19 protein-coding genes are annotated in these 19,464 nt (G+C 59.7%); 12 read left to right on the forward strand and 7 right to left on the reverse strand.

Going from position 1 to position 19,464, the window contains the following annotated elements; translation table 11 throughout:
• The first annotated feature begins 90 nt into the window (after positions 1-90).
• The 6 genes from dibA (at position 91) to GVL50_RS04955 (ending at position 6,622) form a co-directional block, all read left to right on the forward strand.
• A complete protein-coding gene (dibA, locus tag GVL50_RS04930) occupies positions 91-2,010 on the forward strand; it encodes a phosphodiesterase DibA (protein WP_159811957.1) in 1,920 nt (639 codons plus the stop codon).
• A 323-nt stretch (positions 2,011-2,333) separates the two neighbouring features.
• Complete coding sequence (gene oscA / locus GVL50_RS04935; protein WP_034151822.1) at positions 2,334-2,516, forward strand: sulfur starvation response protein OscA; 183 nt, start codon at positions 2,334-2,336, stop codon at positions 2,514-2,516.
• Between the two features lie 145 nt (positions 2,517-2,661).
• The gene (locus GVL50_RS04940) at positions 2,662-3,675 is read left to right on the forward strand and encodes a sulfate ABC transporter substrate-binding protein (RefSeq protein ID WP_008080017.1); all 1,014 of its coding nucleotides are present in this window, start codon (positions 2,662-2,664) and stop codon (positions 3,673-3,675) included.
• A 249-nt stretch (positions 3,676-3,924) separates the two neighbouring features.
• The gene (gene cysT, locus GVL50_RS04945) at positions 3,925-4,743 is read left to right on the forward strand and encodes a sulfate ABC transporter permease subunit CysT (RefSeq protein WP_008080019.1); all 819 of its coding nucleotides are present in this window, start codon (positions 3,925-3,927) and stop codon (positions 4,741-4,743) included.
• A gap of 13 nt (positions 4,744-4,756) precedes the next feature.
• Entirely contained in the window at positions 4,757-5,629 is an 873-nt protein-coding gene (gene cysW, locus GVL50_RS04950) for a sulfate ABC transporter permease subunit CysW (RefSeq protein WP_108224225.1), read from the forward strand.
• A 3-nt stretch (positions 5,630-5,632) separates the two neighbouring features.
• A complete protein-coding gene (locus GVL50_RS04955) occupies positions 5,633-6,622 on the forward strand; it encodes a sulfate/molybdate ABC transporter ATP-binding protein (RefSeq protein ID WP_159811958.1) in 990 nt (329 codons plus the stop codon).
• A gap of 153 nt (positions 6,623-6,775) precedes the next feature.
• On the opposite strand, the gene GVL50_RS04960 is transcribed toward GVL50_RS04955, so the two are convergent.
• Positions 6,776-7,300 (reverse strand): DUF962 domain-containing protein, encoded by a 525-nt coding sequence (locus tag GVL50_RS04960; protein WP_159811959.1) that lies wholly within the window; start codon positions 7,298-7,300, stop codon positions 6,776-6,778.
• 84 nt (positions 7,301-7,384) lie between these two features.
• On the opposite strand from GVL50_RS04960, the gene GVL50_RS04965 reads away from it, so the two are divergent.
• Positions 7,385-8,062, forward strand: a complete 678-nt coding sequence (locus GVL50_RS04965; protein WP_159811960.1) for a Crp/Fnr family transcriptional regulator — start codon at positions 7,385-7,387, stop codon at positions 8,060-8,062.
• Positions 8,063-8,221: 159 nt separating this feature from the next.
• On the opposite strand, the gene uraH is transcribed toward GVL50_RS04965, so the two are convergent.
• The gene (uraH, locus tag GVL50_RS04970) at positions 8,222-8,632 is read right to left on the reverse strand and encodes a hydroxyisourate hydrolase (protein WP_016987599.1); all 411 of its coding nucleotides are present in this window, start codon (positions 8,630-8,632) and stop codon (positions 8,222-8,224) included.
• Positions 8,633-8,644: 12 nt separating this feature from the next.
• Positions 8,645-9,130, reverse strand: a complete 486-nt coding sequence (locus GVL50_RS04975; RefSeq protein WP_159811961.1) for a heme-binding protein — start codon at positions 9,128-9,130, stop codon at positions 8,645-8,647.
• A 135-nt stretch (positions 9,131-9,265) separates the two neighbouring features.
• Between GVL50_RS04975 and GVL50_RS04980 the strand changes: the two genes are divergently transcribed.
• The 4 genes from GVL50_RS04980 to GVL50_RS04995 all read left to right on the forward strand — a co-directional run bounded on the left by GVL50_RS04980 (position 9,266) and on the right by GVL50_RS04995 (position 12,899).
• Positions 9,266-9,946: a heavy metal response regulator transcription factor gene (locus GVL50_RS04980; protein WP_159811962.1), complete on the forward strand. Its 681-nt coding sequence runs from the start codon at positions 9,266-9,268 to the stop codon at positions 9,944-9,946.
• A complete protein-coding gene (locus GVL50_RS04985; protein ID WP_159811963.1) occupies positions 9,936-11,324 on the forward strand; it encodes a heavy metal sensor histidine kinase in 1,389 nt (462 codons plus the stop codon). The genes GVL50_RS04980 and GVL50_RS04985 overlap by 11 nt, the downstream gene beginning before the upstream one ends.
• A gap of 110 nt (positions 11,325-11,434) precedes the next feature.
• Positions 11,435-11,683, forward strand: coding sequence for a helix-turn-helix domain-containing protein (locus GVL50_RS04990; protein ID WP_159811964.1), 249 nt, complete (start codon positions 11,435-11,437; stop codon positions 11,681-11,683).
• On the forward strand, positions 11,676-12,899 hold the full coding sequence (locus GVL50_RS04995; protein ID WP_159811965.1) for a type II toxin-antitoxin system HipA family toxin: 1,224 nt from the start codon (positions 11,676-11,678) through the stop codon (positions 12,897-12,899). Before GVL50_RS04990 ends, GVL50_RS04995 begins: the two co-directional genes overlap by 8 nt.
• Before the next feature lie 3 nt (positions 12,900-12,902).
• Here GVL50_RS04995 and GVL50_RS05000 read toward each other — a convergent pair whose 3' ends face one another.
• Positions 12,903-13,907 (reverse strand): AraC family transcriptional regulator, encoded by a 1,005-nt coding sequence (locus GVL50_RS05000; RefSeq protein ID WP_159811966.1) that lies wholly within the window; start codon positions 13,905-13,907, stop codon positions 12,903-12,905.
• A gap of 100 nt (positions 13,908-14,007) precedes the next feature.
• Between GVL50_RS05000 and GVL50_RS05005 the strand changes: the two genes are divergently transcribed.
• Positions 14,008-15,078 carry a fatty acid desaturase gene (locus GVL50_RS05005; RefSeq protein WP_159811967.1) on the forward strand — a complete coding sequence of 357 codons (1,071 nt, stop codon included), beginning with the start codon at positions 14,008-14,010 and terminating at the stop codon, positions 15,076-15,078.
• A 199-nt stretch (positions 15,079-15,277) separates the two neighbouring features.
• Here GVL50_RS05005 and GVL50_RS05010 read toward each other — a convergent pair whose 3' ends face one another.
• From GVL50_RS05010 to GVL50_RS05020, 3 genes are read right to left on the reverse strand one after another with little or no spacing between them, the layout of a single operon-like run.
• Positions 15,278-16,888: an arylsulfatase gene (locus GVL50_RS05010; RefSeq protein ID WP_159811968.1), complete on the reverse strand. Its 1,611-nt coding sequence runs from the start codon at positions 16,886-16,888 to the stop codon at positions 15,278-15,280.
• A gap of 14 nt (positions 16,889-16,902) precedes the next feature.
• Positions 16,903-17,718, reverse strand: coding sequence for an ABC transporter ATP-binding protein (locus tag GVL50_RS05015; RefSeq protein WP_159811969.1), 816 nt, complete (start codon positions 17,716-17,718; stop codon positions 16,903-16,905).
• Complete coding sequence (locus GVL50_RS05020; protein ID WP_053116483.1) at positions 17,715-19,313, reverse strand: ABC transporter permease; 1,599 nt, start codon at positions 19,311-19,313, stop codon at positions 17,715-17,717. Before GVL50_RS05020 ends, GVL50_RS05015 begins: the two co-directional genes overlap by 4 nt.
• Between the last annotated feature and the right edge of the window lie 151 nt (positions 19,314-19,464).

Genomic DNA, 19,464 nt, shown 5'->3' on the forward strand with positions numbered 1-19,464 from the left:
CAGATAAAACCAGTCGCCCTTTCAGATAAGAGTCGCTGGATGTTACTTGGCCTATAATTCCAACCTTTTTGTAGGGACATGGACAGCCGAATGTCTGCCACTTATCGCGATGCCTTGCGTGCAGCGCTGCTCTATCTCGTGCTTGCCGCTGTCTGGTTGCAAGGTTCTGATTATTTATTAAACAATTTCTTCGATAACTCCGTCGATCTTGCTCGTTGGCAACTGATCAACGGTTATCTGTTTGCGGCGGTCAGCGCCGGGCTGATTTTTCTGGCGCGCGCACGTTTGTGTGAGTTTCTCGGTATCGGAGCGCGGTTGCGCGAACGGCACGCTGATCGCGAGCGTCTGCGGCAGGCGGCGGCCGTGTTCGATTGCACACGCGAAGGCGTGCTGGTCACTGATCGTCAGGGGCTGATCGTCCACGTTAACCGCGCCTTCATCGAGATCACCGGTTATCAGCGTGAAGAAGTTATCGGTCAGCGCCCGAGCCTGTTCAAGTCCGGCCACCATCCGCCGGGCTTCTATCAGGCGATGTTCGCCACGTTGGCATCGCAGGAAGAGTGGAGCGGCGAAATCTGGAACCGCCGTAAGAGCGGCGAGATTTATCCACAATGGCAAACCATCCGCGTCATTCACGATGATCGCGGTGAGGTCAGCCATTACGTGGCGGTGTTCTCCGACATCACCGCGATCAAGGATTCCGAGCACGAACTCAAACGCCTCGCCCACCACGACCCATTGACTGATCTGCCCAATCGCCTGCTGTTCAGCGACCGCGCAGAGCAAGCGCTGACCTCTGCGCAGACCCACAAACGTGGCTGTGCGCTGCTGCTGATCGATCTGGATTTCTTCAAGATGATCAACGACAGCCTCGGGCATAACGTCGGTGATCGGCTACTCAAAGCGGTGGCGGCGCGGTTGCAGGAACTGTTCGGCCCCGGCATCACCCTGGCGCGGCTCGGTGGTGACGAGTTCGCGGTGCTCGCGGAAAGTTGTCCACAGCCTGCGCAAGCGGCGGCGCTGGCCCAGCGCGTTCTCGATGGCTGCAAAGAACCGTTCTGCATCGACGGCCACGAACTGTTCATCAATGCCAGCATCGGCATCAGCCTGTTCCCCAGCGATGCCTTGAGCGCGGAACAACTGCTGCGCAACGCCGATGCCGCACTGTTCAAAGCCAAGAACAGCGGGCGCAACGGTTACGCCTTGTACACCGAAGAACTCACCGCTCACGCTCAGCAACGGGTCGAAATCGCTTTCGAACTGCGCCGCGCGCTGGAACTGCAAGAGCTGCGCGTCTACTACCAACCGGTGCATGACCTGAAAAGCAGTCGCCTGATCGGCGTAGAAGCGCTGGTGCGCTGGCAGCATCCGCAGCGTGGACTGGTGTCGCCGGCGGAATTCATTCCGATTGCCGAGCGCACCGGGTTGATCGCCGAAATCGATGCCTGGGTGATGCAGCAGGCTTGCCAGCAAATGTGCGAGTGGCAGCGGGCCGGGGTGGTGCTGTCGTTTGTCGCGGTAAATGTTTCGTCACGATTGTTTGCGCGGCGTGAGCTGTATCAACAAGTGGCACAGGTGCTGCGCGATACTGGGCTGGATCCGGCGTATCTGGAGCTGGAAGTTACAGAGAGCGCGGTGATGGACGATCCGGAAGTGGCGCTGGAGCAGATGCACCGCTTGCGTGAGTTGGGGATTCGTCTGGCGATTGATGATTTCGGTACCGGTTATTCGTCGCTGTTGCGGCTCAAGCGTTTGCCGGTGCAGAAATTGAAGATCGATCAGGGATTTGTTGCAGGTTTGCCGTGGGATGAGGACGACGCGGCGATTGTCCGGGTGATTATCGCGCTGGCGCGGAGCATGGGCATGCAGGTGCATGCGGAAGGGATCGAGCAGGCGGAACAGGCCGTGTTTTTGCTGGAGCAGGCATGTGATCTGGGGCAGGGGTATTGGTTTGGGCGGCCGGTGCCGGCGTTGGAGATTGATTGGATGAAAGCACCTGTTATTGGCTGACAGCTGACAAAAAACCTGGGTGCACACAAAACCTGAGGTGAATACAAAACCTGAGGTGAGGGGATTTATCCCCGTTGGACTGCGCAGCAGTCCCCAAATTTTCAGGGTCGCTTCGCAACCCAACGGGGATAAATCCCCTCGCCACAGGGTTATCTGTCGCTCACAGATCGGTGCAAACCCTTGCCCCGCCACATAATGTTTTTCAGTTATATAAACATTCTTAAATAGTCTTTTTAAGAATATCCGCGCCTCTCTTATATTGCTCCCACGCCGAACGCAGTGCCGCCCACTGCCAGGCATATCCCATTCAAAGGAGCAGCACCATGAGCGCATCCCTTCGCAGCGTTGACGGTCAGGACGAAACCACCATTTTGCGTGAAATCCAGAGCGCTCTGCGCGATCTGCGATTTGGCGCGGTGGAGATCACTGTGCACAACGCGCAAGTCGTGCAGATCGAACGCAAAGAGAAATTCCGTTTGCAGCAACCGGGTAAGCAACCGGGCTGAGTGAAGATCAAAAGATCGCAGCCTGCGGCAGCTCCTACAGGGGGCTGTGTGTAGGAGCTGCCGAAGGCTGCGATATTTAGCCGGCACACCCGATTCCAGATAGTCATAAGAAAAAGCCACCACCCGAATTCCAGGAGCTTTCACCATGTCGTCGATTCGCCGTTACGCTTTGGCCGCTCTGGCCAGCGCTGTGTTTGCCGGTTCTGCCGTTGCCAAGGATTACGAGCTGCTCAACGTGTCGTATGACCCGACGCGCGAGCTGTATCAGGACTACAACGCCGAGTTCATCAAGTTCTGGCAGAAAGATCATGCCGGCGACACCGTGAAAATCCAGCAATCCCATGGTGGTTCGGGCAAGCAGGGCCGCGCGGTGATCGACGGTCTGCGCGCTGACGTGGTGACTCTGGCTCTGGCCGGCGACATTGATGAAATCGCCAAACTCGGCAAGACCCTGCCGGCCGATTGGCAGAAGCGTCTGCCGGAAGCGAGCACGCCGTACACCTCGACCATCGTCTTCCTGGTACGCAAGGGCAACCCGAAAGGCATCAAGGACTGGGGCGATCTGGTCAAGAACGACGTCTCGGTAATCACGCCGAACCCGAAAACCTCCGGCGGTGCGCGCTGGAACTTCCTCGCCGCGTGGGCCTACGGCCTGAAAGCCAACGGCGGTGACGAAGCCAAAGCTAAAGAATACGTACAGACCCTGTTCAAGCACGTGCCGATCCTCGACACCGGTGCGCGCGGTTCGACCATTACTTTCGTCAACAACGGTCAGGGCGACGTGTTGCTGGCCTGGGAAAACGAAGCGTTTCTGGCCCTGAAAGAAGACGGCGGTGCCGACAAGTTCGACATCGTCGTGCCTTCGCTGTCGATCCTCGCTGAGCCACCAGTGGCCGTGGTCGACAAGAATGCCGAGAAAAAAGGCAACGAGCAGATCGCCGAAGCGTATCTGAAACACCTGTACAGCCCGGCCGGTCAGGAAATCGCCGCGAAAAACTTCTACCGTCCGCGTGACAAAGAAGTCGCCGCCAAATACGCCCAGCAGTTCCCGAAACTGGATCTGGTGACCATCGACAAAGACTTCGGCGGCTGGAAAACTGCGCAACCGAAATTCTTCAACGACGGTGGCGTGTTCGACCAGATTTATCAGGCGCAGTAATCTGACTTCAGCCACACCACGAGCCTGATGCTCAGGCGCGGTAAATGTGGGAGCGGGCTTTTGTGGTGAGGGGATTTATCCCCGACCGGCTGCGAAGCAGTCGCAAAACCCTGGTATGCGGTGTATTTGATACACCGCATTTTCTGGTTTTGGGGCAGCTTCGCTGCCCATGGGGGATAAATCCCCTCACCACAGGGCTTGCTCCCACATTGATGCGTTCAGCGGATCGCTTTTTAACCAAGGACTTTTATGTCGCGTCGTATCTCCCCCGTCATACCCGGCTTCGGGCTGACGCTGGGTTACACCTTGGTGTACCTCAGCCTGATTGTGCTTATCCCGCTGGCGGCGATGTTCGTCCACGCCGCTCAACTCACCTGGGATCAGTTCTGGGCGATCATCTCCGCACCGCGCGTGCTGGCGGCATTGAAGCTGAGCTTCGGCACCGCGCTGTGTGCCGCGATCATCAACGGCATCATCGGCACGCTGCTGGCTTGGGTGCTGGTGCGTTACACGTTCCCGGGGCGCAAGGTGATCGACGCGATGATCGATCTGCCCTTCGCGCTGCCGACCGCTGTTGCCGGTATTGCGTTGACCGCGCTGTACGCGCCGGCCGGCCTGGTCGGGCAATTCGCCGCTGACCTCGGTTTCAAAATCGCTTACACCCCGCTCGGTATCACCCTCGCGCTGACCTTCGTCACACTGCCATTCGTGGTGCGCACGGTGCAGCCGGTACTGGCCGACATCCCTCGTGAAGTCGAAGAAGCCGCCGCGTGCCTCGGTGCGAAGCCTTTGCAGGTGTTCCGCCACATCCTCGTTCCCGCGCTGCTGCCTGCCTGGCTCACCGGTTTTGCCCTGGCGTTCGCGCGTGGCGTTGGCGAGTACGGTTCGGTGATTTTCATCGCCGGCAACATGCCGATGAAAACCGAGATCCTGCCGCTGCTGATCATGGTCAAACTCGACCAATACGATTACACCGGCGCCACCGCTATCGGCGTGTTGATGCTGGTGGTTTCCTTCGTCCTGTTGCTGCTGATCAACTTGCTGCAGCGGCGCATCGAAACCCCATAAGGAGGCGCGAACAATGTCCCAATCGTCTATTGCGGCCGCCTCTTCGGCCAACGCTGCACGCCGTGGCAGTGCCACTTCGCGCAGAGTCCTGATCGGCCTTGGCTGGCTGGTCTTTTTCCTGTTTCTGCTGCTGCCGTTGTTCATCGTCGTATCGCAGGGTTTGAAGAATGGCCTCGGCGCATTTTTCACCGCGATCTTTGAACCGGATGCACTGTCGGCACTGAAACTCACCGTGTTCGCCGTGCTGATTTCGGTGCCGCTGAACCTGGTGTTCGGCGTCAGCGCCGCGTGGTGCGTGAGCAAATACTCGTTCCGCGGCAAGAGCATGCTGGTGACGCTGATCGACCTGCCGTTCTCGGTGTCGCCGGTGATCGCCGGTCTGGTCTACGTGCTGATGTTCGGCGCGCAGGGCCTGTTCGGGCCATGGCTGCAGGATCACGACATCCAGATCGTCTTCGCCTTGCCGGGCATCGTGCTGGCGACGATCTTCGTCACCGTGCCGTTTGTGGCCCGTGAGCTGATCCCGCTGATGCAGGAACAAGGCACGCAGGAAGAAGAAGCCGCGCGACTGCTCGGCGCCAATGGCTGGCAGATGTTCTGGCATGTCACCGTGCCGAACATCAAGTGGGGCCTGATCTATGGCGTGGTGCTGTGTACCGCGCGGGCCATGGGGGAATTCGGTGCGGTGTCGGTGGTTTCCGGGCACATTCGCGGGGTGACCAACACCTTGCCGCTGCACGTCGAGATCCTCTACAACGAATACAACCACGTGGCCGCGTTCGCGGTGGCGAGCCTGTTGCTGATCCTGGCGCTCTTCATCCTGCTGCTCAAGCAGTGGAGCGAAAACCGTATCAACCGCCTGCGCGCCAGCGCCGCGGAGGAATAATTCATGTCGATCGAAGTGCGTAACGTCAGCAAGAATTTCAATGCGTTCAAGGCGCTGGACAACATCAGCCTGGACATTCACAGCGGTGAACTGGTCGCGCTGCTCGGCCCGTCGGGCTGCGGCAAGACCACGCTGCTGCGGATCATTGCCGGTCTGGAAACCCCGGATAACGGCAACATCGTTTTCCACGGTGAAGACGTTTCCGGCCACGACGTGCGTGATCGTAACGTCGGTTTCGTGTTCCAGCATTACGCGTTGTTCCGCCACATGACCGTGTTCGACAACGTCGCGTTCGGCCTGCGCATGAAACCGAAAAACCAGCGCCCGAGCGAAAGCCAGATCGCGGTCAAGGTTCACGAACTGCTGAACATGGTGCAGCTGGATTGGCTGTCGGATCGTTATCCGGAGCAGTTGTCCGGTGGTCAGCGTCAGCGTATCGCCCTGGCCCGCGCCTTGGCGGTGGAGCCGAAAGTGTTGCTGCTGGATGAGCCGTTCGGCGCCCTTGATGCCAAGGTGCGTAAGGAATTGCGCCGCTGGTTGGCGCGTCTGCACGAAGACATCAACCTGACCTCGGTGTTCGTGACCCACGACCAGGAAGAGGCGATGGAAGTCGCCGACCGCATCGTGGTGATGAACAAAGGCGTGATCGAGCAGATCGGCTCACCGGGTGACGTCTACGAAAACCCGGCCAGCGATTTCGTTTATCACTTCCTCGGCGATTCGAACCGCTTGCTGTTGAGCGACGACAATCACGTGCTATTCCGTCCGCATGAAGTGTCGCTGTCCAAACACGAACTGGAAGATCACCACGCGGCAGAGGTGCGTGATATCCGGCCGTTGGGCGCGACCACGCGGGTGACGTTGAAGGTTGAGGGGCAGACTGATTTGATCGAGGCTGAAGTGGTGAAAGACCACGACAGCCTGATCGGCTTGGCCAAGGGTGAAACCCTGTTCTTCAAGCCGAAGGTCTGGCAGAAAATCGCCAGCCTTTAACTGATCGTTCCCACGCTCTGCGTGGGAACGCATCCCGTGACGCTCCGCGTCACAGTGGACGCGGAGCGTCCATGGCGCCATTCCCACGCAGAGCGTGGGAACGATCGGAACAACCAAAATCTCTGTGGGAGCGAGCCTGCTCGCGAATGCGGTCTAGACAGCCGCACGATTCGGATTGACTCGCACAACCCCCGCCCGCGCCTCGATCTGCTCTTTCAACTCATGCCGCATCCCGAGCATGAACGCCAACTCGGCCACCACAAACAACGGCCCGACAATCAGCCCCGACACATCATCGACAAACGCCGGTTTGCGCCCTTCATAGTGATGGCCGACAAACTGGATCACCCAGCCCACCACAAACATCGCCAGCCCGCTGCTCAGCCAGACCACGGTGCTCTGCTGCGCCAAGACGTGCCCGGCCCAGACCGACAGGCCCATCAGCGCGGTCATCAATACGCCGAGCTTCACTTCCAGTCTCAGGTAAAACCACGCCGAGGCCAGCGCCACGATAACGGCTGGAGATATCCACAACCCGCCAAGCGACCATTCCGGCCGCGACAACAAAACCGCCACAGCCACCACAATCAGCGGAATGCCGATAAAGTGGCTGGCGATGTTGCGCGGATCACGGTGGTAGGCGGCGTATTGACTGAGATGGTCGACGAGGCTTTTCATTGTTGTTCCTCCGGTAGGGTTGATCGCATCATCCCTCGGGATCAGGGTTCGCTCTGTCAGGCAGGCGACAATCCAGGAGTGTTTATGCAAATTCGTTCACGGCTGATGAACGGCCAGTGGTTCAGTCATCTGCCGGTGTCCTTTCAGGATAGCTTGCTGGCGGCTGCCCGGGAGCGGCGGCTGACGGCGGGACAGCGCTTGTTCCAGCGTGGCGATGCGCCGTGCGGTTTGTACGCGGTGCTCGAAGGCGCGGTGCGCATTGGTGCGGTGAGTGAGCAGGGCAAAGAGGCGCTGTTGAGTCTGGTGGAGGCGCCGCATTGGTTTGGCGAAATCTGCCTGTTCGACGGGCAGCCGCGTACCCATGATGCTTATGCTGTGGGGCCGTGCCTGCTGCTGAATATTCCGCAGGCGACGTTGCTGAAATTGCTGGATGAGAACCCGGTGTACTGGCGACATCTGGCGCTGCTGATGAGCCACAAACTGCGTCTGACCTTTATCAACCTGGAACAACTGAGCCTGCTGCCAGCCCCGGCGCGTCTGGCGCATCGCTTGCTGATGATCGCCGAAGGCTACGGCGAACTCGACGCGCCACGCCGGGTGCTGCAACTGCCGCAAGAGCAGTTGGCGTCGATGCTGTCGCTGTCGCGGCAGACCACCAACCAGATCCTCAAGGATTTGCAGGGGCAAGGAATTATCGGGCTCGGGTACGGCGAGATCGAAATCCTTGATGCCACGCGATTGCGCGCCCTGGCCACAATCTAACGGCGCCACATTATCCACAGTGGAAACCCATACTTGTGGCGAGGGGATTTATCCCCGCTGGGGCGCGCAGCGGCCCTGAAAATGGGACTGCTGCGCAGTCCATCGGGGATAAATCCCCTCGCCACAGTTGCCAGTTCCAACAAAGGATCTGTGTTTATTTTACGAGCCGCGATAGGTCGAGAAACCGTACGGGCTGAGCAGCAGCGGGATGTGGTAATGCTGATCGGTCTGTTTTACCTCGAAGATCACCGGAATCTCCGGGAAGAACGTGTCGTGCTTGACCTTCTTGAAGTACTCGCCAGTCTTGAACACCACGCGGTATTCACCCGCCTCAAAAGGCTGCTTGGCCGGGAACAGCTCGGCGATGCGTCCTTGTTCATTGGTGGTGCCCTGAGCCAGCGGCTGCCAGTCCTGACCAACGTGCTTCTCCAAAGTCACGTTGATGCCCGGCGACGGCAGGCCGTTCTCCAGATTGAGCACGTGCACGCTCAACGGGTTGCCAGCGGCCAGCGCCAGGCTTGAGAAAGCACTCAGGCCGAGCGCGGCGAAAGTCATGCGCAAAGTATTCATCGATGCATCTCCTTATTGGGAACGGGTGGTGGCCAGGCCGGTTTTCTCGGCAGCCTTGATCGCACATTTTTCGTCTTGCTCACCGCCGCCGGAACCGGCCACGCCCATGGCGCCCACTAGTTCAGTGCCGAGGAACAGCGGAATACCGCCGCCGAGCAACAACAATTCGTCGAGGGTGTTGAGGTTGGCGGTTTCCGGATTGCTGCGAGCGCGCTCGGCGAACAGTCGAGTGGCGGTTTTGGTCGACAGCGCGGTGTACGCCTTGCGTTGGCTGGCAATGGTGTTATGCGGGCCGACGCCGTCGCCGCGCAAGGTCACCAGCAAGTTGCCGCCGCGATCGAACACCGACACCGTGCCGGTGCAATTGGCCACGGCGGTGTCGGCGAGCAGACGTGCGGTTTTCAGGTCGAGGTCAGCGTGACGCGGCAGTTCCGGGCTGGCGTAAACCCCGGCGCTGAGGCCGAGGGTCAGGCTGGCGAGCAAGAATTTCAGGGTCATGGACAAGCTCCAGAAGCGAAGGCCGTCACCTTAATCGGCGGTCTTCGTCAGAACCTCGTCAGTTGGATTACAAGTTTGTAATGGGCAACGTCGCCGAAGGCGCCTAGCCTGTGTGCCTATCAATCGAGGTGTGCCATGCGTTTGCTGGTCGTAGAAGATGAAGCCAAAACCGCAAATTTCCTCGCCAAGGGCCTGGGCGAGTCGGGTTTTGCCGTGGACGTGGCGCTCAATGGCCTCGATGGGCGCTACTTTATCGAGCAGCAGGAATATGACCTGATCATCCTCGACGTGATGCTGCCCGGCCTCAATGGCTGGCAATTGCTGCAGCTGATCCGCCAGCGCGGCGCCACGCCGGTGCTGTTCCTCACCGCCAAGGACGCCATCGAAGACCGTGTGCGCGGCCTCGAACTGGGCGCCGACGATTACTTGCTGAAACCCTTCGCCTTCGCCGAACTGCTCGCGCGCGTGCGCACCTTGCTGCGACGCGGGCCGATGCGCGAAGCCGAGTCGTACAGCATCGCCGATCTGGAAATCGATGTGCTGCGCCGCCGCGTCAGCCGCAATGGCCAGCGCATCGCCCTGACCAACAAGGAGTTCGCCCTGCTGCAATTGCTCGCCAGTCGCCAGGGCGAAGTGCTGTCGCGCACGCTGATCGCCTCGCAGGTGTGGAACCTGAATTTTGACAGCGACACCAACATGGTCGAAGTCGCCGTGCGGCGTTTGCGCTCGAAAGTCGATGATCCGTACATGCCCAAACTCATCCACACCGTGCGCGGTGTCGGTTATCAACTGGAAGCGCTGGACGATGCGCTCTAAGTCGATCGCCTGGCGACTGGCGCTGGCGTTCGCGATTGTTTGCGCCTTGGTGCTGAGCGCGATTGGCGTGTTTCTCTACCGCTCGCTGGCCTCGGAAATCGCCTACCGCGACGACCTCGCGTTGCTCGGTCGACTGGAGCAAGTGCGCGCCTTGCTCGCCGACAGCGACAGCCTCGGCGCTTTGCAGGCGCGGCCTCGGCTGTATCAGAACATGCTCGGCAATCTCGACAGCCTGTTGCTGGTGCGCCGCGCCGACGGATCGAGCGTGATCGCGATCAATCCACGGCAACGCGAGTTGCCCGCACTGAACGCCATCCCCCGCGAGCAAACGCCGCAGCGTCCCGATGTACTCACGTGGCAAGCGCCGGACGGTGCTGAACTGGCGCTGTTGTCCGGCGAAGCGCAGGGGCCGAACGGCGAGCCGCTGACGGTCATTGCCGGCAAAGTGCTGAGCGAGCGTGAGCAGATGCTCGGCAGTTATCGCATGCGCTTGTACCTGTCGGTTGGCCTCGGTGCGTTGCTCGCTTTTGCCTTGGGCTTGCTCTTGCTGCGCCGGGGCCTGCAACCGTTGCGGCAGTTGAGCGAAGCGGTGCGCGGCATCGATCTGCGGAGCCTTGATCAACGCCTGCCTGCCAATGGCACGCCGGCAGAATTGCTTGAACCGGTGCAAGCGCTCAACGGCATGCTCGCGCGACTGGACGACAGCGTGCAGCGCCTGTCGCAGTTCTCCGCCGACCTCGCCCACGAAATCCGCACGCCGTTGCACACCTTGCTCGCCAGTAACGGCCAGGCGCTGAATCATCCGCGCAGCGCCGAGGAATATCAGGAAGTGCTGGCCTCGAACATGGAAGAGTTCGAACGGCTCAAACGCATGGCGGAAAACCTGATGTTCCTCGCCCGGGCAGAACAGGCCGAACGCGCGCTGAATCTGCAAACCCTGGATTTGCACAGCGTTGGCGGTGAGCTGTGTGATTACTTTGAAGCCTTGGCGGATGACCGTGACGTGCGGCTCGACAATCAACTGCACGGTGAACTGCTTGCCGATCAGCAACTGTTGCAACGGGCGCTCGGCAATCTGCTGGCAAATGCCGTGCGTCATGCCGATCAAGGATCGGTGATCAGTCTGCGTCGCCGCGACGAGCCGGGTGAGTGCTGGTTGCAAGTGCACAACCATGGCCCGGCGATTGCGCAGGCGCATCTGAGCAAACTGTTCGACCGCTTCTACCGCGTCGATCCTTCACGGGCAGAACCGGGGGATTCGGGTGGGTTGGGGTTGGCGATCGTGCAGTCGATCATGCAGTTGCATGGGGGACAGGTGCGGGTAAGCAGTGATGCTGACGGCACTGTTTTTGAGCTGGGATTTGTGGTGAGCAAGTAATTGCTTCGTGATCACTGGGAACTAGGCTAATCTTGTTCAGTGAGTGCATCAAATGCGATGCAAATTAAACATATATCTAAATTTGCACCGTATTTGATGCAGGATACCGTATGGAACAGCTTGGCGAGTTGATCAAAGCCCTGCGCAAGGCGAACAAAATGACCCAGCAGGCACTGGCTCAGCAATACGGAATGAGCCGCGCGACGATTTCGGGGATCGAAAACAACACCATTTCGGAAATCGGCCTACGCAAAGTCGAAGCGATCCTCAACGGGTTTGGCTATGAGCTGACTGCGGTTCTACGTCAGTCTCGTCGACCGACACTCGATACGCTGCAACAGGTTAATTTCCATGACTGAGTTGTCGGATAGATTAAACGTCTGTGTCGGCGGGCAAGCGGTGGGAACGTTGGCGCGCGGGCAAGATCGAGTCGACAGCGTCTTCAGTTACCGCGAAGAAATCAGTGCTGAAAATGCCGTGTCACTGACAATGCCGTCCCGCCTGGAGAGTTATCGTTGGGAGCATGGCATTCATCCGGTTTTCGAGATGAATCTGCCCGAAGGCGCCCTTCGTGATGAGCTGGTTCGGCGTTTCAGCAAAGCAGTTCGCGGCTTCGATGACTTTGCATTGCTGGCCATTGTCGGGCCCTATCAGCTCGGTCGGTTATCCATTGCCAGCCCATCGATGACGGATCGCCCGCCTGAAACGTCGCTGGCCGATCTGCTGGTGCACGATGGTGCGCAAGGCCTGTTCGAGGATCTGTTGCAAACCTATGGCCAGTATTCCGGAGTGTCCGGGGTGCAGCCTAAAGTGCTGGTACGTGACAGTGCGGCTGCGATTGATCGTCTGACGCATCGGGGATCGACCCATTTGGTCAAAGCTTTTCGGGCTGATGAATATCCGCACTTGGCGACCAACGAATACTTCTGCATGCGTGCCGCGCAACACTGCGGGCTAGACGTGCCGAACTTCGAGCTCAGCGAACATGGCAGGTTTCTGGTTATCGAGCGCTTTGATTTGAGCGCTACGGGCTACCTGGGTTTTGAGGACTTCTGCGTGCTCAACGGTTGGCCGTCGAAAGCCAAATACGACGGCTCTTACGAAGGCGCGGCCCGGCAGATCAAAGCGTTTGTTTCGCCTGCATTGCTCAATCTGGCGCTGGAAGCATTTTTCAAGATTGTGGCTTTGTCCGCAGGCGTGAAAAACGGCGACGCTCATCTCAAAAACTTCGGCGTGCTTTACGAAAGCTGCGGCGAGGAATCGACAATCAGACTCGCGCCCGCATACGACATCATCACCACATCGGTCTACATAAAGAACGACAGTATGGCGTTGCTCTTGGGTGGCTCGAAGGCTTGGCCCAAGCACAAAATGCTGATGCGGTTCGGTCGTACGGCCTGCAATCTGACGGAGGCGCGTTGCAATGAATTACTGCAGCAAGTCGCTAACGGTATGCAGGTGGCAATGGGCGAAATGGCGGAGTACGGCGCCAGTCATCCGGCGTTCGCCGCGATGGGTGCTGCGATGATCGAACAATGGTCATCCGGTATGGAACGCAGTCTGGCTAAAGGCTGACGATCAACGCAACCCATCGCGAAACTGCCCCGGCGTCATCCCCGTCCAGCGCTTGAACGCGCGGCTGAAGCTGCTGGTGTCGGCGAACCCGAGCAAATAACTCACCTCACTCAACGAACACTGCGGATCCCGCAGGTGCAGCAGCGCCAGGTTCTCGCGGCTCTCGTTGAGCAGTGTGTCGAAGCGACAACCCTCATCCGCCAGATGCCGTTGCAAACTGCGCAAACTCAAATGCAACGCTTGAGCAATTCGCTCGGCGCTCGGCTCACCTTCCGGCAATTGTTCTTCGATGGCATCGCGCACCTTGCGCTCCCAGGTCAGCGGCTGGAGCTGGGCCATGGTGCGTTTGAGCACTGCCTCATTGTGTTCAGCGAGTTCCGGGTTGGCGTCGTCGAGGTGGCTGTCGAAGTCGACGAGGGCGAACTCCAGACGATCCTCGGCACAACCAAAATGCACCGGGGCGCGGAAGACTTTGTGCCATTGGTGTGCATCGGTTGGTTCCGGACGGCGCAGATACACGGCGAGTGGCGCATATTCGCGGCCGAGGCGATTGCGGCAAGTGCGCACGTAGATCGCGGTGAACGCGTCGATGGCTTCGAAGGCTGGCGCCGGATTGCCTGACGGAATTTTCAGACGGAATTGATAGCGGTCGTCGCTGCGGCTCAGTTCCAGTTCCAGAGCATCGCTGACCACCGGGTGATAGCGCACGATGCGTTCAAACACTTCACGCAAACTGCCGCTGGCGACCAGCGCATAACCGAGCGCATGGAAAGTAGTCGGGCTGACGAACCGCGACACGCGCAAACCAATCGCCGGGTCGCCGCTGACCTGCACGGCGATTTCCCAGAGGCGCGTGGTGCCGGACAGTGGATAGCGCGCGTTGGGGTCGTCCATCAAATTTGGATCAAGCCCGGCCTGTTGGCACAGGGCAATGCTGTCCAGCCCCAGCGCATCGAGTTGTTTGCGCAAGGCACGGGTCCAGCTGGCGAGGGAGGTCGGTTCCTTCATGCTGATTGGCGCTTCCGGTCAACAGGTTGGCGTTCTCGGCTACCGCAATTGAAGCACTGGCGAGGCACGATGCGAACATCATAAACCCGAGGATGGAAGCATGGACGGTACTTCTGCAAGTCCCCAGCGACACAATGCGGCCCAGCGATCAGCACATATTCGCGAAGTGGTGCTGGCCAAAGGCGTCGAATTGCGTGAGCGCTACCCGATTCTCAAGCATCAGGATGCGCTTGGGGCGGGGATTCTGGCCTTTGCCCTGATCGGGATGATCGGCTCGGCGACGCTGTACATCACCGGCCATATGGCGTGGTGGGCGTGCCTGCTGCTCAATGCGTTTTTCGCTTCGCTGACCCATGAGCTGGAGCACGACCTGATCCACAGCATGTATTTCCGCAAGCAACGCGTGCCGCACAATTTGATGATGGGCCTGGTGTGGCTGGCGCGGCCGAGCACCATCAACCCGTGGATTCGTCGGCATCTGCACCTCAATCACCACAAGGTTTCCGGCACTGAAACTGACATGGAGGAGCGCGCGATCACCAACGGCGAGCCGTGGGGTTTTGCGCGTTTGCTGATGGTTGGCGACAACGTGATGTCGGCGTTTATCCGCATGCTGCGAGCCAAGACCTGGGCGCACAAGTTCAGCATCATCAAACGCACGTTGAAGGTCTACGCGCCGCTGGCGCTGGTGCATTGGGGTGTGTGGTATGTGTTTCTCGGTTTTCATGCGGCCAATGGCATCGCGTATCTGCTGGGCGCGCCGATTGAATGGTCAGCGACGACGTTGTCGGTGATGCAGGTGATCGATATCGCCGCTGTGGTGATCATCGGCCCGAATGTTTTGCGTACGTTTTGCCTGCACTTCATCAGCTCGAACATGCATTACTACGGCGATGTTGAACTGGGCAATGTGTTGCAGCAGTGTCAGGTGCTCAACCCTTGGTGGTTGTGGCCGTTGCAGGCGTTCTGCTTCAACTTTGGCAGCAGCCACGGGATTCATCATTTTGTGGTGAAGGAGCCGTTTTATATCCGCCAGATGACCGTGCCGGTGGCGCATAAGGTGATGCGCGAGATGGGGGTGAGGTTTAATGATTTCGGGACGTTTGGGCGGGCGAACCGGTTTGTTCGTCGGGATGAAATCGCGGTGTCTGGGGAGGTGGTGGAGGCCTGACGAATTGCCCTCACCCTAGCCCTCTCCCGGAGGGAGAGGGGACTGATTGGGGGATATTGGGGAAGTACGCCGACGTGAAAGAGTTTTGTCGAATCCATAATCGACTGGTTTTCACAGGTCGATGTTTAGCGAAAGACACCTTGGTCAGCTCCCTCTCCCTCCGGGAGAGGGCTGGGGTGAGGGGCTTTTGATCTTGCCCTCAATCCGGCTGAAACGGCGACTCACTCAAAATCACCCCGGTCTCCTCGACATACTGCTGCCAATGCCCGATCAACGCGCTGAGCTTCTCCGGCTGACTCAGCGCCAGATCATGAATCTCCCCCGGATCGCTGCTCAAATCATAAAGCTGCCAGGTCGCCGGCCCCACTGGCCCGGGGATCCACACCGCTTTCCACGATCCCTGCCGAATCGCCCTTCGCCCAAATAATTCCCAACCCGTCACCGTGTGCTCGTCGTGCACCTGCGCGGTCTCGCCCGACAAGAACCCCAGCCACGATTTGCCACGCAATGGCGCCACCGGTTTACCGTGCCAGAGCTTGCCCGGATGACGCACGCCGGCCAGATCGAGAATCGTCGGCGTGATGTCCATCACCGTGCCGAAGCCATGGCTGATCTGTCCTTTGATCGCCAGCTGCGGATAGTGCAGCAGCGCCGGCACGCGAATCCCGCCTTCGGTGGTAAACGCTTTGAACAGCCGTGACGGCGCGGTCGCCACCTGCGCCCAGTTCGGCCCGTACCAGACGTAAGAGTTGGCCCGACCAATGTTGTCGAGGCTGTTGTCGTAATGCTGGCTGAGGTACGTCACCAGTTCCGGGCCGAATTTCGGGAACGCTTCGAGCAGTGCGCCTTCGGCACCGTTGTCGGACATGAACAGGATGAACGTGTTGTCGAGTTGCCCCTGCTGGCGCAGGTAATCGACGACCCGGCCAATGTTCCAGTCCATGCGCTCGACCATCGCCGCGTAGACCTCCATCGCCCGCGCGGAAATCTGTTTTTGTTCGTCGCTCAACGCGTCCCACTGCTGGGTCAACTGAATCAGCGGATGTGGCTCAACGTCCGGCTCAATCAGGCCGAGGGCTTTGAGTTTTTCCAGCCGTTCAAGGCGCAACACTTCCGGGCCGGCGTCATAGCGGCCACGGTATTTCTCGACGATGTCAGCGGGCGCCTGCAACGGCCAGTGCGGTGCGGAGAATGGCAGGTAAGCGAAGAACGGCCGAGTTTGATCACGCTCCTTGAGGTACTGCAGCAACTTGTCGCCGAAGGCATCGGAGGAATAGAAATCCTTCGGCAATTCGTCGAGAAACTGGTCATCTTCGATGTACAGCGCCGGGGTTGATTTCAGCAGGCCCGGCGTTTGCTCATCGTAGGTCGGCTCGAAACCATAGTGGTTGGCCGCGCCCGGCAGTAGCGAAAACGAGCGCTCGAAACCGCGCGCATGCGGCGCCAGTTCAGCTTTCAAACCGAGGTGCCATTTGCCGCTCATCAACGTTTGATAACCGGCCTCGCGCAGCAGCTCGGGCAGCGCGACGACGCGGTCGTTGAGGTAACCCTCGTAACCCGGTTTGCCGATCAGATCCGGGGTCAGCGTCTCGGCCATGGTGCCGATGCCGGCGATGTGGTGATCGGTGCCGGTGAGCAGCATCGAACGGGTCGGCGAGCAGGTCGGTGCGGTATGAAAATCGGTGAGGCGCAGGCCATTATTGGCCAAGGCATCGAGGTGCGGCGTGGCAATTTCGCCGCCGAACGCGCCGATGTCGGAGAAGCCGAGATCGTCGGCCAGAATCACCAAAAAGTTGGGACGTTGCGGCATTGCGAAACTCCTGTTCAGCAGGCAATGAACGTCAGCGGCAGATCGCGGATCTGCACCGGCACGCTCGGTTGGTAATGGTCATCACTGGTCAGTTCGTGCAGCAGTTCTTCACGCAACTGATGGAAGTCGAAACTGCTGCGCTGGCGCGGATGGGGCAGGGCGATGTCGACCACTTGCTTGATCCGCCCCGGACGCGGCTCCATCACCACCACGCGGTCGGCGAGGAAGATCGCTTCTTCAACATCGTGGGTGACGAGGATCGTGGTGATCTTCGCGCGGTCGCGGATCGCTAACAGCTCGTCCTGCATTTGCTGGCGGGTCAGTGCATCGAGCGCGCCGAAGGGTTCGTCAAGCAGCAGAATTCTTGGGCTGGCGACGAGGCCGCGAGCAATCGCCACGCGTTGTGCCATGCCGCCGGAGAGCTGGTGCGGATAGGCGCGGGTGAAGTCGCGCAGGCCGACCAGATCGATGAAATCGTCGATGCGTTTTTGCTTTTGTGCAGCACTCAGCGGCTCGTTGACCAGGCCGAGGCCGATGTTGTCGGCGACGGTCAGCCACGGGAATAAACGGTGTTCCTGGAAGACAATGCCGCGCTCGCCGCCGATACCGCTGACGGCTTTGCCATCGACGGTGATCTGCCCGCGAAATTGCGTATCAAGGCCCACCAACAATCGCAGCAAGGTGGATTTACCGCAGCCGCTGGAACCGACGATGGCGACGAATTCGCCCTCGGCGATGTCCAGGTTGAATTCGCGAATCGCCTCCAGTTCGAAACCGTCGACGTCGAAGGATTTGCCTACGTGGGTGAAGCTGACAATGGGTGCGTTCATGCGTGTCTCCAGCGGGTCGCGCGAATTTCCAGGCGTTGGCCAATAAGGTTGAGCAGGGCGCCGGTGAGGCCGACGAAGAGCATGCACGCCATGATCAGATCCATGCGCAGCAGTTGTTGCGCACCGATCATCTGGCTGCCGATGCCGCCGTTGGACGGCATGAAATATTCAGCGCCGATGGTGCCGAGCCAGGCGTAGATCAGGCTCAGGCGCAGACCGGCGAAAATCCCCGGTGCCGCGCCTGGCAGCACCAGTCTGCGCAGGCGTTGACCAAGGCTCAGGCGCAGCACTTGTGCGGCTTCGTTGAGTTGCGGCGAAAGGTTGGCGACGCTGCGTTGCGTGGCGATAAACAGCGGAAAGAATGCGGCGAGGGCGACGAACACCCACTTCGCCAGTTCACCCAAACCGAACCACGCGGTGAGCAGCGGCACCCAGGCGAAAATCGCGATCTGGCGCAGCGCGGCGAGTGTCGGGCCGAGCACACGTTCGCTGGTGCGTGACAAGCCCAGCAGCAAGCCGAGGGCCAAACCGAGTCCGCCGCCCAACAACAAACCGCCGAGGGTGCGACCCAGGCTCAGGGCCATGCCGTTGATCAACGTGCCATCGAGCAGACCGTCCCACGCCGTAATCAGCACGGCCAGTGGGCTCACCAGAATATTCGGATCGACCCACTGTTGATCGTTCGCCAGTTGCCAAAGCGCGAGCAAGCCCAGCGGCAGCAGCCACGGTTGCAAACGCTGCCAGCCTTCATAACGTGGGCCGCGACGAATTTCCGCAGTGGCCGGGTGCGGCCAGTGCACCAGTTTTTTATCCAGCAGACCGATGCCGCGATCCATCGCCACGCCGATCAAACCGATCACCACGATGCAGACAAAGACGATGTCGAGCATAAACAGCTGGCGCGCCCAGACCATGAGGTAACCGATGCCTTCGCTGGAGGCGAGCAACTCGACTGCGAGCAGCGATGTCCAGCCGGCGGCCAGCGCCAAACGCACACCGGCCATGAACGCGGGCAGGGCGGCGGGCAGCACCAATCGCCGGATCAGCAGGCGCGGTGGCAGTCGCAACACGGCAGCGGCTTCGCGCAGTTTCGGCTGAGCGTCACGCACGCCGACCAGCGTGTGCAAGGTCACCGGGACGACGATGGCTTTGATCAGCACCACCAGTTTCAACACTTCGCCGATGCCGAAAAACACCATGAACAGCGGAATCCACGCCAGCGTTGGCACCTGCGCCAGGCCGGCGAAGGTCGGGAAAATCAGACGCTCCAGACGGCGACTGAAACCCAGCGCGGCACCCAGCACTGCACCGGCGGAAATCCCTGCGAGCAAACCCCAGAACAAGCGTTGCAGGCTGATCCATAAATGGCTCCACAGCTCGCCTTGCGACAGCTCGACGGCGCTGTTCCACACCAGCGACGGCGCCGGCAGGATCTGCTCGCTCATCCATTGGTTGCGCGCGGCCAGCCACCATAGAGCGAACAGACTGATGGGCAGCAGCCATGGCAACAGGCGTTGGTTGATGCTGGGCCAGGAGCGTCGGCTTTTCAGCGGTGGCGCTGGCAGCGGCAAACTGAGCAGAGATTGACGGGCCATGGGTGACCTCCGTTGTCGGGTTGCATGGCAAACCACCGCTTTTGTAGGAGCAGAGCTTGCTCGCGAAGGCGTTAAATCAGTCGACTGTTGCGTTGACTGACACGGCCCCTTCGCGAGCAAGCTCGGCTCCTACAAGTTGCGTGGAGTATGC

The organism is Pseudomonas sp. 18058 (assembly GCF_902706155.1).
GTDB lineage: Bacteria > Pseudomonadota > Gammaproteobacteria > Pseudomonadales > Pseudomonadaceae > Aquipseudomonas > Aquipseudomonas rustica.